The organism is Thermodesulfobacteriota bacterium, assembly GCA_034189135.1.
Taxonomy (GTDB): Bacteria; Desulfobacterota; Desulfobacteria; order Desulfobacterales; family JAUWMJ01; genus JAUWMJ01.
The window spans coordinates 13674-27189 of record JAXHVO010000103.1; the positions used below are offsets into that span (position 1 = coordinate 13674).

At 43.8% G+C, this 13516-nt stretch carries 11 protein-coding genes; all 11 read right to left on the bottom strand.

Annotated elements, in window-relative coordinates:
- Window positions 1–53 precede the first annotated feature (53 nt).
- Window positions 54–644 carry a hypothetical protein gene (locus tag SWH54_15060; GenBank protein MDY6792579.1) on the bottom strand — a complete coding sequence of 197 codons (591 nt, stop codon included), beginning with the start codon at window positions 642–644 and terminating at the stop codon, window positions 54–56.
- Window positions 645–684: 40 nt separating this feature from the next.
- Window positions 685–2538: a DASS family sodium-coupled anion symporter gene (locus SWH54_15065; protein ID MDY6792580.1), complete on the bottom strand. Its 1854-nt coding sequence runs from the start codon at window positions 2536–2538 to the stop codon at window positions 685–687.
- Between the two features lie 82 nt (window positions 2539–2620).
- The gene (locus SWH54_15070; GenBank protein ID MDY6792581.1) at window positions 2621–2749 is read right to left on the bottom strand and encodes a hypothetical protein; all 129 of its coding nucleotides are present in this window, start codon (window positions 2747–2749) and stop codon (window positions 2621–2623) included.
- A 143-nt stretch (window positions 2750–2892) separates the two neighbouring features.
- Window positions 2893–3348 carry a response regulator gene (locus tag SWH54_15075; GenBank protein ID MDY6792582.1) on the bottom strand — a complete coding sequence of 152 codons (456 nt, stop codon included), beginning with the start codon at window positions 3346–3348 and terminating at the stop codon, window positions 2893–2895.
- A 178-nt stretch (window positions 3349–3526) separates the two neighbouring features.
- Window positions 3527–5200: an ATP-binding protein gene (locus tag SWH54_15080; protein MDY6792583.1), complete on the bottom strand. Its 1674-nt coding sequence runs from the start codon at window positions 5198–5200 to the stop codon at window positions 3527–3529.
- Window positions 5201–5683: 483 nt separating this feature from the next.
- A complete protein-coding gene (locus tag SWH54_15085; GenBank protein MDY6792584.1) occupies window positions 5684–8290 on the bottom strand; it encodes a PEP/pyruvate-binding domain-containing protein in 2607 nt (868 codons plus the stop codon).
- 216 nt (window positions 8291–8506) lie between these two features.
- Entirely contained in the window at window positions 8507–9193 is a 687-nt protein-coding gene (locus tag SWH54_15090; GenBank protein MDY6792585.1) for a hypothetical protein, read from the bottom strand.
- Window positions 9190–10497 carry a sulfite exporter TauE/SafE family protein gene (locus tag SWH54_15095; protein ID MDY6792586.1) on the bottom strand — a complete coding sequence of 436 codons (1308 nt, stop codon included), beginning with the start codon at window positions 10495–10497 and terminating at the stop codon, window positions 9190–9192. The genes SWH54_15090 and SWH54_15095 overlap by 4 nt, the downstream gene beginning before the upstream one ends.
- Before the next feature lie 62 nt (window positions 10498–10559).
- A complete protein-coding gene (locus SWH54_15100) occupies window positions 10560–10976 on the bottom strand; it encodes a response regulator (GenBank protein MDY6792587.1) in 417 nt (138 codons plus the stop codon).
- Between the two features lie 341 nt (window positions 10977–11317).
- Window positions 11318–12658, bottom strand: coding sequence for a cache domain-containing protein (locus tag SWH54_15105; protein MDY6792588.1), 1341 nt, complete (start codon window positions 12656–12658; stop codon window positions 11318–11320).
- 24 nt (window positions 12659–12682) lie between these two features.
- Complete coding sequence (locus SWH54_15110; GenBank protein ID MDY6792589.1) at window positions 12683–13147, bottom strand: hypothetical protein; 465 nt, start codon at window positions 13145–13147, stop codon at window positions 12683–12685.
- Between the last annotated feature and the right edge of the window lie 369 nt (window positions 13148–13516).

A 13516-nucleotide genomic window follows, 5' to 3' on the forward strand; every position in this document is an offset into this window, starting at 1 on the left:
GCCTCCTTTTCGGCTGTATACGACAAATTTATTGCAACTTAATCACCATATGATTATTTCTGCCCTAAAAATGGCCCAAACAGTTGAAGCAAAAAAAGCATGACCATACCGGTGCACAACAAACAGGTAAAAGCCTTTAAGTAACTGATGCGGCCTACTTTCACCATGCCGAGACCGATCAGACAAAACTTTAAAATTTGTGCCGGCCCGGCCATACCTGGAATCCAGGAAAACAGTAAAGTTATATTGGCATAGGCGGCGATTCCAAATAAGATTTTATAGGCAAACAGATTTTTACACAACAACAGGGTAACCAGATACAGAATCAACGCAGTGATAAAAGGCATGGAAAATGCATTTAAAAAGAACGCCAATGCAAAAAAAACCCGCTTTTCCAGAACAAACATACTCGACAAAATAGTAAAAAAGATGCTGCATATTAAAAGGAAGACCACCGGGGGTGTGAGTGACCTTTCCTGTGGAAGCCCTTCATAAAAACCTCCGGGATAAAGCATCTTAGAGATTGTCTTGAGAAATTGATGCACCAGCATTCCATGGTGCCGACTCTCATTGTTTTTAATCATACCCATCATACTTTCCGATCCTGACATAAATTTTACTTTTTTTTCGTGTTGAAATGTCATTGGGATTCAGCCGCTTTTCCCGGCTTTTCCTTTTTTCGCGCTAAAACGGAACCAGCCCTTTCCAGCCCAAAAATCGCCAGTAGGTGGCAGACATAAGCATAAATATCATCAAATTGGTAAACCAGAGAATCACCCCGACTCTCAGATAATCTTTTGGCTCCAGGTATCCGCTGGCATAGACAATTGCATTGGGTGGTGTTCCGATAATCAGGCAGTAAGCCAGTGATGAGGCATAAGATGTGCCCATTGCCATAAAAGGAATCATGGTGGTACCCGGATGCACAATACCGGCCATGGATAAAGTAACCGGACCGACTGCAGCGCAGGCCGGGCCATCCGCCATAAGCTGGGTAAGTAGGCCGGTGATCACATTTCCGGAAAGAAGGAGACCAATCCCCTTACCCAATCCAAGCGGTTCCAGAACACTTACAAAGGAGCGAGCAATCCAGTATGCGCCTCCTGTCATAACAAGGACGCGGCCAAAGATGATCGCTCCTGCATAGAGCCAGACCACTCCCCAGTCAACCCCAGTCTGGTAATCCCGCCAGTTGGCAATTCCCGCAAAAACATAGGCAATCGCCCCCATCACCGCAATCACGCCAATCCCGAACCTTATACCTGTAAGACTGAGTATAAGGTATTTTTCCGTGATCCAGCAAAAAAGCATGACCAGAAAAATCACCACGGTTATCTTTTGTTCTCTGGTCCAAGCTCCCCCTTTTTTGGCGATGTCCTCTTTCACATAAGCCATGGATGCGCTCAGATCTGTATGCGCGGCCATCGGTTTAAACCTGAAGTTGATCATATACCAGGTGACCGGTATGGTAAAAAGCAGCAGGGGAAACATATAAACCAACCATTCCCCGTATCCGATGCCGATACCGAACATATCCTCCGCATAACCCATCATAATAAGGTTTCGAGCCGCACCCGAAGGAGCTAGGGAACCACCGAGGTTACAGGCCATGGCGATGGTAATCATAAGCATTTTGGCCAGCTCAGGGTCATCCTTTCCCGAGGCAGCCGTGGATGTGGCATACAGGAGCATGCCTATCGGTAAAAACATGGCTGCCAGAGCATGGTCGGACATAAACATTGTAAGTGGGGCTATCACCAGAATAATCATAAAAGTAACCATTTTGAGAGAAGGCTTTTTTAATTTACCAAACATCATCATGGCCATACGCTTATCCACTCCTGTTTTGACAAAGGCAACGGCAAACATCAGGCTACCCATAATGAACCAAGTCGCGTCGGACCAATATAGCATGGCCACATTTTTCCTGGTCACAATTCCGCTACACATGGCAAAAACTCCTATGCAGAAGGCCACCATGGGCAAAGGGATCGCCTCGGTGATAAAACACAGCACCACAAAAATAACAATTCCGACAGCTGCTTTGACATGAAATCCGGCTCTGGTTGCTTTCTTCTTTTCTTTGTCCGTCAACATGTCATAGGCAAGCTTGTTCACCCTCAAATCATATCCGTCTTCCATGAGTTTTTTAAATTTTTCCAGGGGTATCCCCCCTGCAAAATCTTTTGCCTGTTTCAGGTGTGTGGGTGTGGTGGGTATCTTATTGCTTTTGCACCATTTCGCACTTCTTTTCATCAATCCGGCTTGGCTGAAAGAGGCTTTACGCACACCCGCCTCCATCATCCTAACCAACTGAACCTGCCACTGGGAAAGGTCATTGGTCTGTTTGCCAAAGAGCCCTGTTGCAAAATAATTCATCACATACTTGGGGCCCATGGAGTATTCCACACCCACATCGATCATGCCTTTAGGCGTTGGTATGAGCATTAATATAGTGACAAGTATCAAAGGAATAGCAAACAGCTTCCAGTTGACATACTTGTCGTATCCGGTTGCCTTCTTTTTCTCTTCGGCCATCTTTCTTCCTCCGATTTTTCGTTGGTTTTTTTCTCAAGAAGAGCCATGCAAACTGATTTTGATAATGAAAAGACGCTTAATCTTAAAACAGCTTACAATAGCCATAAAGGATAGACATGGCCACGGCAGCATAAAATAAAAAAATACGCTCTTTCTCTTTTGAGTACCTTGTGATGTACCACTTATTAAGATTCTTGTTGTTTTTTACCATTTCAAACTCCTTTTTTATGGATCCTTCAATTGAATTCTCTGACTTCCATAAAAATACAATTACCTTCAACAAACGATGATCACTTTAATCAAAGCCCCCTTTTGCGGGTTAACAGGTTGAATGGCTGTATGTATTTCCCAAATTTACAGATTATCCAGATGTTTAATAATATCCCTGGGAGATTTCATTAATCTTCGTGTCTGAGCAACCCGGATCTTTTTTTCTAAATTTTGTATTTTTGCAAAGGCATCTTCAGCTTTCTCGATAATCTCTTCAATGTCGGTAGGCTTCATCAGATAATCCGCCGCCCCTGACTTTAATCCATCTATGGCGGATTCTACGGTAGCGTGGCCGGTTAACATGATTACCTCAACCATTGGATACAGCCTTTTAATCTCCTTTAAAGTGGCATTCCCATCCATGCCCGGCATCTTTACGTCAAGAATGACGACATGGATAAGCTGTGAATGTAATATTTCCAGAGCTTTTTCCCCGCTGGTAGCCGTCACGACGTGATACCCTTTTTTCCCCAGTATCTTACTGGTGGTATGTAGAAACCTTTCTTCGTCATCCACCAGCATCATTTTCATTTTTGACATATTTCCTCTCTTTCTGCCGCCGAGGCACATGGGCGCGTAGCCAATGATGTTTAAATATTTTCGTTGGGGCTTTGTGACAAATTGCTTTTTTAATCCAATTCACCCAAATCATTCTTCAACTGTGAGCTGTCATTCATGAGCGATGATTTGTTCCCTATGGGCTATTCTTTAAGAGCGATCACGCTGCTTCCGGCAGCCTTATTATAAAAGTCGTACCCACACCCTGATTGCTGGTGACTTTCATTGTTCCGCCCATTTTTTCGATGATCCCGTAACATACGGAAAGACCCAGGCCGGTTCCCTTTCCCACAGGCTTGGTGGTAAAAAACGGAGAGAATATTTTATCTAAATTCTCTGTGCTTATGCCACTTCCGTTATCCGAAACCTTGATCTCTATAGTTCCATTTTCCTTTGGCCCTGCCTCCACCGTCAGCTCCCCGCCCGATGTTCCGTGTTGGTCAATGACTGCATCCATTGCGTTATTAAACAGGTTTAGTAACACCTGCTGAAGCTGCGATGCGTCCCAAAAAACCGAAGCAGTATCTTTGGCAATGTTCTGTTTTACCGAAATTCCGTGTACGCTGGCTTTTTTTGCCACCATCTCGATCACTTCGGGTATAAAGCTTTTTAAATCCACTTCATTTTTTTCCGGTTCGCTCTGCCGGCCGAATTTAAGGATCTGTTGGGTAATTTTGGCACACCGGTAAATCTGAATTTTGATCTGTTCCATGGAATCTTCCATTTCATCCAGAACTGTAGATTTTTTAAGCTGGCCTTCCTTTTTTAGCTCCGATAGATTTATTTCCAGCAGAGACTGTTCACTTTTGATAATCTGAAGAGGATTGTTTATTTCATGGGCAAATCCGGTGGACATCTCGCCAAGCTCGGCAAGCCTGCTGGCACCGATAAGCTGCTGGCTCAATTGCTCTTTTTCCGCATCCATTCTTTCAAGCCGCCTGACAATTCTTCCGGTCATGAAAGAAGCGGCAGCGATGATCATACCGCCACCAATAATCATAATAAAAACGATCAGGTTTAAAGCGGTGCGAAACGCTTTGAATGCATCTGCCTTTTCCTGTCTGACCACCAGCATCCAGTTGTTATCTTTCAGCCAGGTGGTCGCATAAATATATTCTTTTTCTCGGACGTAAATTTTAGTACCGCTGTGGCTTGTTAAATATTTTTTACTGTCCGCCGGTTTTTCCATCAGATTTCCGCCGGATCGCCTATCTGTCTGGAGTGTTCCGTCTGTATTTAGCAGATAGGCCTCACCGGTTTTGCCGATGCGAACCTTCCGCACCAGATTGCAAAACATAAACGTGTCGATGGTCGCCCGGATCACCCATGAATTTCCAGCATCTTCTCTTTTTAAAGCGATGACAAAGTGTGGTATCCGCCTGAAGCCAAGAAAAATATCGCTGATATACTGGCCTTTCCTCATGACTTCCTTAAACCATTCTTCTTTTTCATAATCTTTACCTACCAGCCGGTAGGGTCCCTGATAGGACACATGGATGCCGTCTTTATTGAAAACACCCAGATCGATAAAAGTAGAAGACTCTCTTTTCAGCCGTTTAAAGGTATGTCCCAGTATCACCGGATCAGCCAGGTCATTAAAATCATAAGCATGGAGAACAAACTCAAGATCGGCCCTTCGTTCGCTTAGGAATGAATCAATCATCTGTGCATGATCTTCAACGATTCTTATCATGCTCGCTTTGGCGCTGCTTTCCAGCGAAGTTGTAAAATAATAATAACCAACCAGCAGAATCAATATGAACGGTATAATCGGTACCAGGACCATACTGATAAAAACAATTTTTCTAATTTTTGCATAATGGTTTTGTACCATGATTTTTCTGCGAAAATCTGTTTCAGCCTGTCTCCTTGCCCATTTTATCGCCCTTTTAATTTAGCAATCTCTATGCCAAAAACAGAAATACCGCCATATTGAGATAAACTACTGAAATAATTTTAATTTGTATAATGCTTGTCCGTGAAAAATGAGACAATACGTATGAGATGTGTCGGTATTTTTTACAGATTGTAAAGGAGGCAACAGGAAGGGTGTCACCATCGCCTTGTCAAATGAGAGGGTGTGAATAATTTAGCAGATTGTAGCCATTTACGATTTGAAACGCTTACAGCAAATTTTCGGAACTGCTCAGGTGGATAGGCTGAAGACTGAAGACTGTTAGAAAAAAGCGTATTTAAAAGCCATGTTTGATGCAAGAATCACATTCAGCCAGGGTACTGCAATCGTGCTTTTCTGACCCCTTCAGCCTTCGGTCTAAACAGCTTCAGCCTGACTACGTGAGTAGTTACAAATTTCCAGTCAATCGTTTGATGATTTATCAAAGATAACCTCATCGATATCTTTTATTATTTTTGACCGGTAATAATTGACTTTGGCACGGTTTGACATGATCATATCGAGCTGACGGGTGTGGAGGGTTAAATAGCCCAGTATGGCAATCCGCTTGGTCATGTAGTCTTTATCATGGCCCTCTATGCGGGAAATAAGGTTGTCTTCCGTAACATCGACTCTGAAGCCGTATTTTTGAAGTATATCCTTAATGAAAGCGGCCCTCTTAACCCGTCTATCATAATCTGCCGCACCTCCCTTGAACTGGAAGCTGACATAATTTTCACCGGATCGATCACTTACCAGGGCCTCTAATATGGAAAAATGGTAACCGAGTCTCGAGTTTAAGCTGCAATAATTCTTGGAAACCATAAAATAGTTTCGGTCGGCATATTTTGAGCGTATGCCGGGATTTAAAGCTGGGTTGGCAGTGGATTGAAACATAACCGACATAAGTCCTTTCCCGTCAATGGGAGGCGGACCGTCCCAGGGGACAGCGGCAAATCCTTCCCAGAATGCAAGCATGGGAATGGAAACAATATTATCCAGTTTGATGTATTTCCCCTTTACTTCTTCCTTAAACCCATCATCCAGGTTTAAAACCCACCATTGCATGGGAACCTTATAATAGAGTTGTTTGCTTGATCGCTCGGAAAAGTTATTCTTTTTTCCGAAATTAAACATCTCATGCACCGATTTTTCATGGATAAACCGTGTAATGTCGTGAAAAGTTGAGCAGTTTGCCGGGTTGAATTCAAGGGAGTTCGGATCGAGCAGGTTTAATGGTGTAATAAAGTGACTGACCCGCTTTAAGATTTTATAAACAGGGCTTCCTTCCATAAGGTTTATCTTTGTCTCCGTCTTCACCAGCAAAGATTCTATCTTACCCTCATAGATGCTAAGAGAGTCGGCATCAACAGTGACTTGCTCTCCATGGGTCAGTTTGTCCATCACATCGGGGATGCCAAAAAGCGCAGGCACCCTGAATTCCCTCGCCACATTGGCAAGATGCCCTGCAAAACCGCCCTGGCCCGTAACCACTGCAGCAGCTCGATTTAAAAGGGAAGCCCACCTGGGTAACGGCTGGTTTACCACCAGAACAGCGCCTTCAGGGAACTTTAACACATCGATTCCTTTATCAACCATGTAAATTTTACCAAAGGCAGACCCGGGACTGGCTGTAATTCCTCCACTGACGATAATCGCCTCATCATTTTTTAATGCAGGATCACTATAATCATGTTTTACCGTTTCTATCTGCTGCAATGGACGACATTGCAGCAGATTAACAGTTCCATCCTGAGAAATTGCGAACTCAATATCCTGGGAGGTATGATAGTAATCTTCAACCTTTACTGCGAGGTCGGCCAGATAAAAAGCCTGGTTTTTATCTATCGATGCCTCATTTCCCGCGTCTCCGGTCAACTCCATTTGGCATACACCTTCTTCGGGAAAACAGATAAACTTTTTTTCCTTGGGATGTATGTCTTGGCGGATGATTTTGCGGGGGACCTTTCTAGAAATCACAAACAGGTCCCCGGCCTCGCTGCCGTCGACAACCGATTTAGGCAACCCGAGTGTAGAGTTGATAAAAATGGAATTATCTCTTAAATTAACCGGATTGCAGGAGTACATGACCCCTCCTGCTGCGGCATCCACCATGGCCATGAATCCCACACACATGGAAATATCTTCATCCTTAAACCCTTTGTTCAACCGATAGGTGATTGCCTGAAGGCTGTATTTACTGGCCACCACTTCCTTATAGGCCTGAAATACACTGTCATCACTTACGTTTAATTCGCTTCGATACTGACCCGCAAATGAGCTTTCCTGTGTATCTTCACCCAGAGCACTGCTTCTAAGAGCCATGGTGATCGGTTCACCTGCTTTGTCTTCAAGCTGTCTCCACGCCTGCATGATGGCATTGGACAGATCGTATGGTATTTTTGATCGGATGATAAGCTGCTGGATATCAGCGCTTAAAGAATAAAGTTCTTCTATATTCTCTGAATCAGCAGACTGAAATCGTTTATCAATTTCCACCTGCAAATCATTTTCTTTGATAAAATGATCATACCCGGCCGCGGTTATGACAAATCCATCGGGAACGGCAATCCGAAGCCTGTTTTTTATTTCCCCGATATTGGCCATCTTGCTTCCCACAAAATCAGCCATATCCTTGTTCACCTCGTCCAAAGAGATGAGCAGCCTTTCATCTTTTAAAGTTTTCTTGGCCGAAAGCAGAGTGTCTATTTTTTTCTCGATATTGCTGAAACTGGTGTACAACCTGCCGTATTTCCCCGGGGCAAGTTGGTCCAAATATTTTATCATATTAAACACATTCACCGATACCCCGGTGCAGTTTGCCCGTATGAAGGACATTCCAAAAGGTCTTTTCCCCTGTAAGGCCATTTCAATATCGGCCATGACTTCCAACGCCCTGTTATTGGAAGTTAGCAGCAGCTTGAAATGGTGATATCGGGATTGAAAATCGATGCGGAGCTCTTCAACTTCCGTATCATCCATGACCGGTTTTTTAAATAACTTGTCTATGAAAATTTTTATTTTCCCCATAGGCTTAATCTGATCTTGAAAGGCGGTTTTAAAATTTACCACTGAGTTGCACGAAGATCTACTGAATTTTTGATTTTTATACTGTTTGCCATAAATATAGTATCTGTGGAAATTCCGTGAAAATCCGTGGTATAAAGTAAAAAGGCCAAAGGCATGTATATTGCCTTTAGCCTTTTTATTGATGACGCATAATTATAATTTGTCAATTGTGGTATACTAGTGTTCCAGCTGCATTCCCCATCCCTCGAACATAAACATAATGGCAAAACCGTACCACAGGGTATATACCACGTAAAAGATGAGAGAAAAAATGACAATGCCATAGCGGTCGGAAATTTTCTGGGGCTCGATTTTATAATAGTTGTAGGAACATTCCACCGCCTTTTTTATTACCAACGCAACGATTTTGGCCTCTTTGAACTTCTTTTGTGCCTTGAGATCCTTATCCATCGCTTTTAATGCTGTATACCAGTTATAAAGAACTCGTTTTTCGTCATACCCGTATTTTCCCTTTACCTTTTCCCCGTCATTTACATACATAAAATCCGAATCAGTCAGGCAGTTTCCCAGGATTTTCCCCAGATCACCGCTCACTTTCAACTGAACGCCCGATACATTGACAAGTGCGCCGCTCTTCATAAATAGTGGAGCGGTCTGCTTGGCCTGGGTTTCGTTTTTCATATCGAGGGTGACGCTGATAGAACTGCCGATAAACTGATCGGTCTGTTCCTTGACTTTTGGAATATAATACGCCGATCCCTTTGATATGGAATTATACAGGGCATCGAGATATTCCAGGCCATTGTGGCCTTTGAATATGGGCGAAAATACGATTACCAGTATAACGAAAAACCCGATTAACATGCCAACACCGCCATAATATTCTTTCTTTTTCGCTATCATGATTTCGCCTCCTCTCCCTTCAGGACTTTAATATTAGTCAGGAACGTGCCGATTACCCAGACCGAGAATCCGGCGATAACAATAAAAAAGGCCCAGACCCCGATGGTGTCAAGAAAGGCACCGGTCTGCTTGGATATGGTGATGACATTCATCTCACCCAGTTTGGCAGGCAGAGCAAAGATACGGTTAACAAACCCTGCCAGAACCGCCATGGCGTAAAAACCTCTAATGGTGATGCCCTTAACCACTTTGGTCACCATGGCGCCGATCTGGATGCCCAGCAAGGACCCCAACAGCATGCCCATGGCCAGTGTATAGAAAATAAAGCCGTAAATGGCATACTGGCTTATGGCCGCGTAACCGGCGGTAAAAACGATCTGAAAAATATCGGTTCCAACCGTCGTCATGGATGAAACACCCAGAATATAAACAAATATGGGAAAGGTTAAAAAGCCGCCGCCGACTCCCATAATTCCTGCCGCCATACCGACCAGGGCACCGGAAAGGACTAAAAACAGCCATGAAATACTCCTTCCTCCCGGAGTCAGATCATGATCAAACTTAACCATGGGAGGTATTTTCATGCCTTGGAGTTTTTTAGGAAGATTTCCCATCTCAGCGCCCTCGTCTTTACCACCATGGGCACTTTCACCGCCACCGTGGGGAGCCTGTCCTTTTTCCGCCTTTCTTGCCTTGAGAAAATCGGTCATGGCATAAATTCCGAGAAAACCCAGCATCAGGGAATAGACGGTGGTAATGAAAGCGTCACTTAATACCGGATTTATTTCATACAGTACTCGATTTATTAACCCGCCTACTGTCGCTCCGATAATGGCGCCCAGTAAAAAAACCACCGCCAGGGGAACGGAAACATTGCCCAGTTTCCGGTGAATCACGCTCCCCATAATCGCCTTGGCAAATATATGAAAAAGGTCGGTTCCCACGGCAAGAATACCTTTAATGCCGGCACTCATCAGAGCGGGTGCAATAATAAAGCCGCCGCCTGCACCGATACAACCGGTAATCAGTCCTGCACCCATCCCGATGAGTATGGATACAATAAATATTCCTGTACTGTAAAAAGCCGGACTGTATGCTTTTTTACCACCCAGCAGTTCCGGCAGAGCTCCACCGATCTGATCGGCAAAGGCAATGCTTCCCAATAACACCGGAATAGTAAATAATGCCAGTATAAACAGCCGCTTTTTATCCCCCAGTATGGTCTTAGATACATTGATTTCCCATTTTGCATGGGCCACTGCACCCATCATCATAAATCGGCCCCATTGTTTAAAGAAATTCATCACAGCTCCTTTTCGCTTAAGTCGTGTTTAAAATGAAACCTTCTTAAAAACAAATACCTCGTTTAAGTCACCCTATCACCTCCCAGTTTCTTTATTTTTTCTTCCTGTATATTTTTTTTCTTGTATGCATCTTGAAGTTTGTAAAGAAGTTCATCTAAACTCATCGGTTTCATCAGATAATCGAAAGCACCGAGCTCCATACCCTGAATGGCCACCTCCACACTGGCATGACCGGTAAGCATGATCACTTCGATTAAAGGCTTTTTCTTTTTGATTTCCTCCAGGGTCCGAATACCATTCATCCCCTTCATCCTCACATCAAGCACAACCACATCCACCGAATCTTTATCTAAAAAGGCAAGCGCTTCCTCACCACTTTCAACCCCATGTACTTTAATATTACGTTTTTTCATGCGCTTACAAATTGTTTCCAAAAATCCCACCTCGTCATCGACGAACAGAACTGATAAATCTTCCAATGTAGTGCCTCCTCCAGCAAACCTTTGGGGAATGCTTTTTTGACAACTATTTGAAATAATAATCTTTTATGAAAATCAGCGTCATATTAATTGCAAAAATAGATACGCTGGAGATCATGAAAGAAACATGTCTGGCTTATAAATGAAATTAAATGAATATTCAAGCTAAATCAGAAAACCGCACCGGTGATTTGCTTTTAAACGATGGGAATTGCGAACTGATTGAAAGGGATATAAAAACAAGAGACCTTTGAAAAATAGCGATTTTTCAAAGGTCTCAGTTATGTAACAAAGCGGGCTCGTCGTTTTTTTAGGCGCTTTTTCTGCCCAATGGAACGTTTCTACCGCTTTCGTCGCAATCGGGACATGGCCAGGTTAAGGCTGATACGCATTCTTTCAACGGCTTGGGCCAGCAGACCGATTTCATCCTTGGATTTGACATCGACGCTGATATCGAGTTCTCCAAGACTCATTCTTTCCGCCACATCGGTCAACGTCATGATCGGTTTGACCACAGTCCTGGCAAAAAACCAGGCAATGATGGAAACCACTAAAATAGTGGCAATCAGCAGAATGTAGAAAAAATATTGAACACCTTTGAGGGGCTCATGGATCTCCTGGGCCTCCTGGCGTACCACCAGTACCCAATCGTACTGATTACCCAGAACATGCCCCAATACTTCCCGGCCACGCTCGTCTTTAAATTGGAGCGTTTTCGCCCTTTTGTCTTTTCGATATGCCTGAATCAGCGGATGGGTGTTCAGATTTTTCTGCTGGATCACATATCGTTTTCTCTGGTGAGAAACCACTTTACCGGTTTCGTCCACCAAAAAGGCGAAACCCGTTCTTCCGTGGCGCCACCGGGCCACACCTTTGGAAATGTCGTCGATGGTGGAGGCCATGGCCATCACACCGACGATACGACCGGCCTTAAGAATCGGTACGGCCATAACCAGCGCCGGCTTTTTTGATGTTTTTCCGATCAGGGTTTGCCAGCTTACTTTTTTACCCTGAATCACTCCCTTATAATACTGTCGATCCGAATAGTCTTTCAGCGGTTTACCGTCACTTCTCGCCGTGTTGAACCCGTTGGGGTCCACTGTGAATACCAGATACATCCACGGATATGATTTTTGAATGGCTTTTAGTACCGGTTCCTGGCGTTTACGGTCCATGGCGATCATTTCGGGAAGTCGGGCGGCGGTGTTGAGGACCCTAACATTTTTATCGATCCATTCATCCACCTGATTTTTCACTCCCAGGCCGGTCTGGGCCATGAAAGTTTCCGCATTCTCCAGACAAAGGTCACTGGTTTTGTTAAAGGTAATCGACCAGTAAACTCCCAGGGGGAGAAGACTGGCGACCAACATCAGAATAACAATTTTGAAAAATAGACCAAAACGTATTTTTTTGGGGGCGGGTTCGGCTTCCGCACCTAACCCGGCATGGGCTGTTTCAGCAGATCTGCCTGCGCTTGACGTGGTAGTATCGGTATGCGGCCGATCTATTTCCGGCGAAGCGGCGATGGAGCCAAAATCAACGAGATCTTCTCCTTCCGGTGCCGGCTTTTCCACCACCATTATATGTTCACATGCCCTGCATCTCAGTTTAACCGATGGTCCTTTAATTTTCCCTTCATCAATTCTGTATTTTTTCCCGCAGTTTTCGCATTGTATTTTCATTCGTCAAGCTCCTATCTTTGGTTATCAGACATTGGGAATCCGGGAGAAAACCGCAGTCTCAAACAGAGTACGATTTTCTTCCTGGGGGATTTCTCTGGCGATATTCCTTACAAAATTGGGTGCGGCGTTGACAGGAATTCTGTCTATTTGAAGACCCATCTCATCCAGAATGTCTTCCAGCAATATTTGTCCCATGGGTCCCACTGATTCACTCAATTTTGTTTTTAGGAATGTGATAAAAGATTGTTCTAGGTAAGTAATATCTTTCTTAACCGGAACCACCAGCTCCAGTTTCAGCAGTTTTACGAGGACATCTCTGACCTGCGCCAAATTCATTTCCGCTTCTCTGGCGACCTGGGAGATATTTTTATTTTCATCGATAACCATCAGCAGACGGATCATTTCCGCATCCAGGGTGATCTCCTCCATATTCTGGCGGACGACTTTTTTAAAATATCTTTGCTGGAAGTTCGTTGGATCTAATGGCATATCATCTTCCATTCCACGATCTTCGATGAATCAGGGTTTGGTAATATTAACCATATGATAGCACCCACCGGCCGCGATGTCAAGCCGGAAAGGATCGCAGCCGAAAAGGATCGCTTGAAAATACCAAAAATGAATTGGCAACACATTTCAATATATGATAACATATTGTTTTTATGGAAAGATTATAGAATAATTTCTTTTGTCGGTCAAGCACAAAAGAACTGCAACCTGGGTGGCATCGTGCCGAATTGTCGCTATACTGTTTCTCATAAATATATTCCGTTTTAAACGATGAAAAACTCGTATATAAGAAATCGTAAAGAAAGAACTAATTGTCTGTATTATAATTAATTTCAATACTACAACTAC

Coding starts and splice junctions, on each gene's coding strand:
- SWH54_15075 (MDY6792582.1), bottom strand. CDS start 3,348: ATGTCAAAAATGAAAATGATGCTGGTGGATGACGAAGAAAGGTTTCTA.
- SWH54_15085 (MDY6792584.1), bottom strand. CDS start 8,290: ATGGGGAAAATAAAAATTTTCATAGACAAGTTATTTAAAAAACCGGTC.
- SWH54_15105 (MDY6792588.1), bottom strand. CDS start 12,658: ATGAAAATACAATGCGAAAACTGCGGGAAAAAATACAGAATTGATGAA.
- SWH54_15065 (MDY6792580.1), bottom strand. CDS start 2,538: ATGGCCGAAGAGAAAAAGAAGGCAACCGGATACGACAAGTATGTCAAC.
- SWH54_15110 (MDY6792589.1), bottom strand. CDS start 13,147: ATGCCATTAGATCCAACGAACTTCCAGCAAAGATATTTTAAAAAAGTC.
- SWH54_15080 (MDY6792583.1), bottom strand. CDS start 5,200: ATGGTACAAAACCATTATGCAAAAATTAGAAAAATTGTTTTTATCAGT.
- SWH54_15090 (MDY6792585.1), bottom strand. CDS start 9,193: ATGATAGCGAAAAAGAAAGAATATTATGGCGGTGTTGGCATGTTAATC.
- SWH54_15070 (MDY6792581.1), bottom strand. CDS start 2,749: ATGGTAAAAAACAACAAGAATCTTAATAAGTGGTACATCACAAGGTAC.
- SWH54_15060 (MDY6792579.1), bottom strand. CDS start 644: ATGACATTTCAACACGAAAAAAAAGTAAAATTTATGTCAGGATCGGAA.
- SWH54_15095 (MDY6792586.1), bottom strand. CDS start 10,497: ATGAATTTCTTTAAACAATGGGGCCGATTTATGATGATGGGTGCAGTG.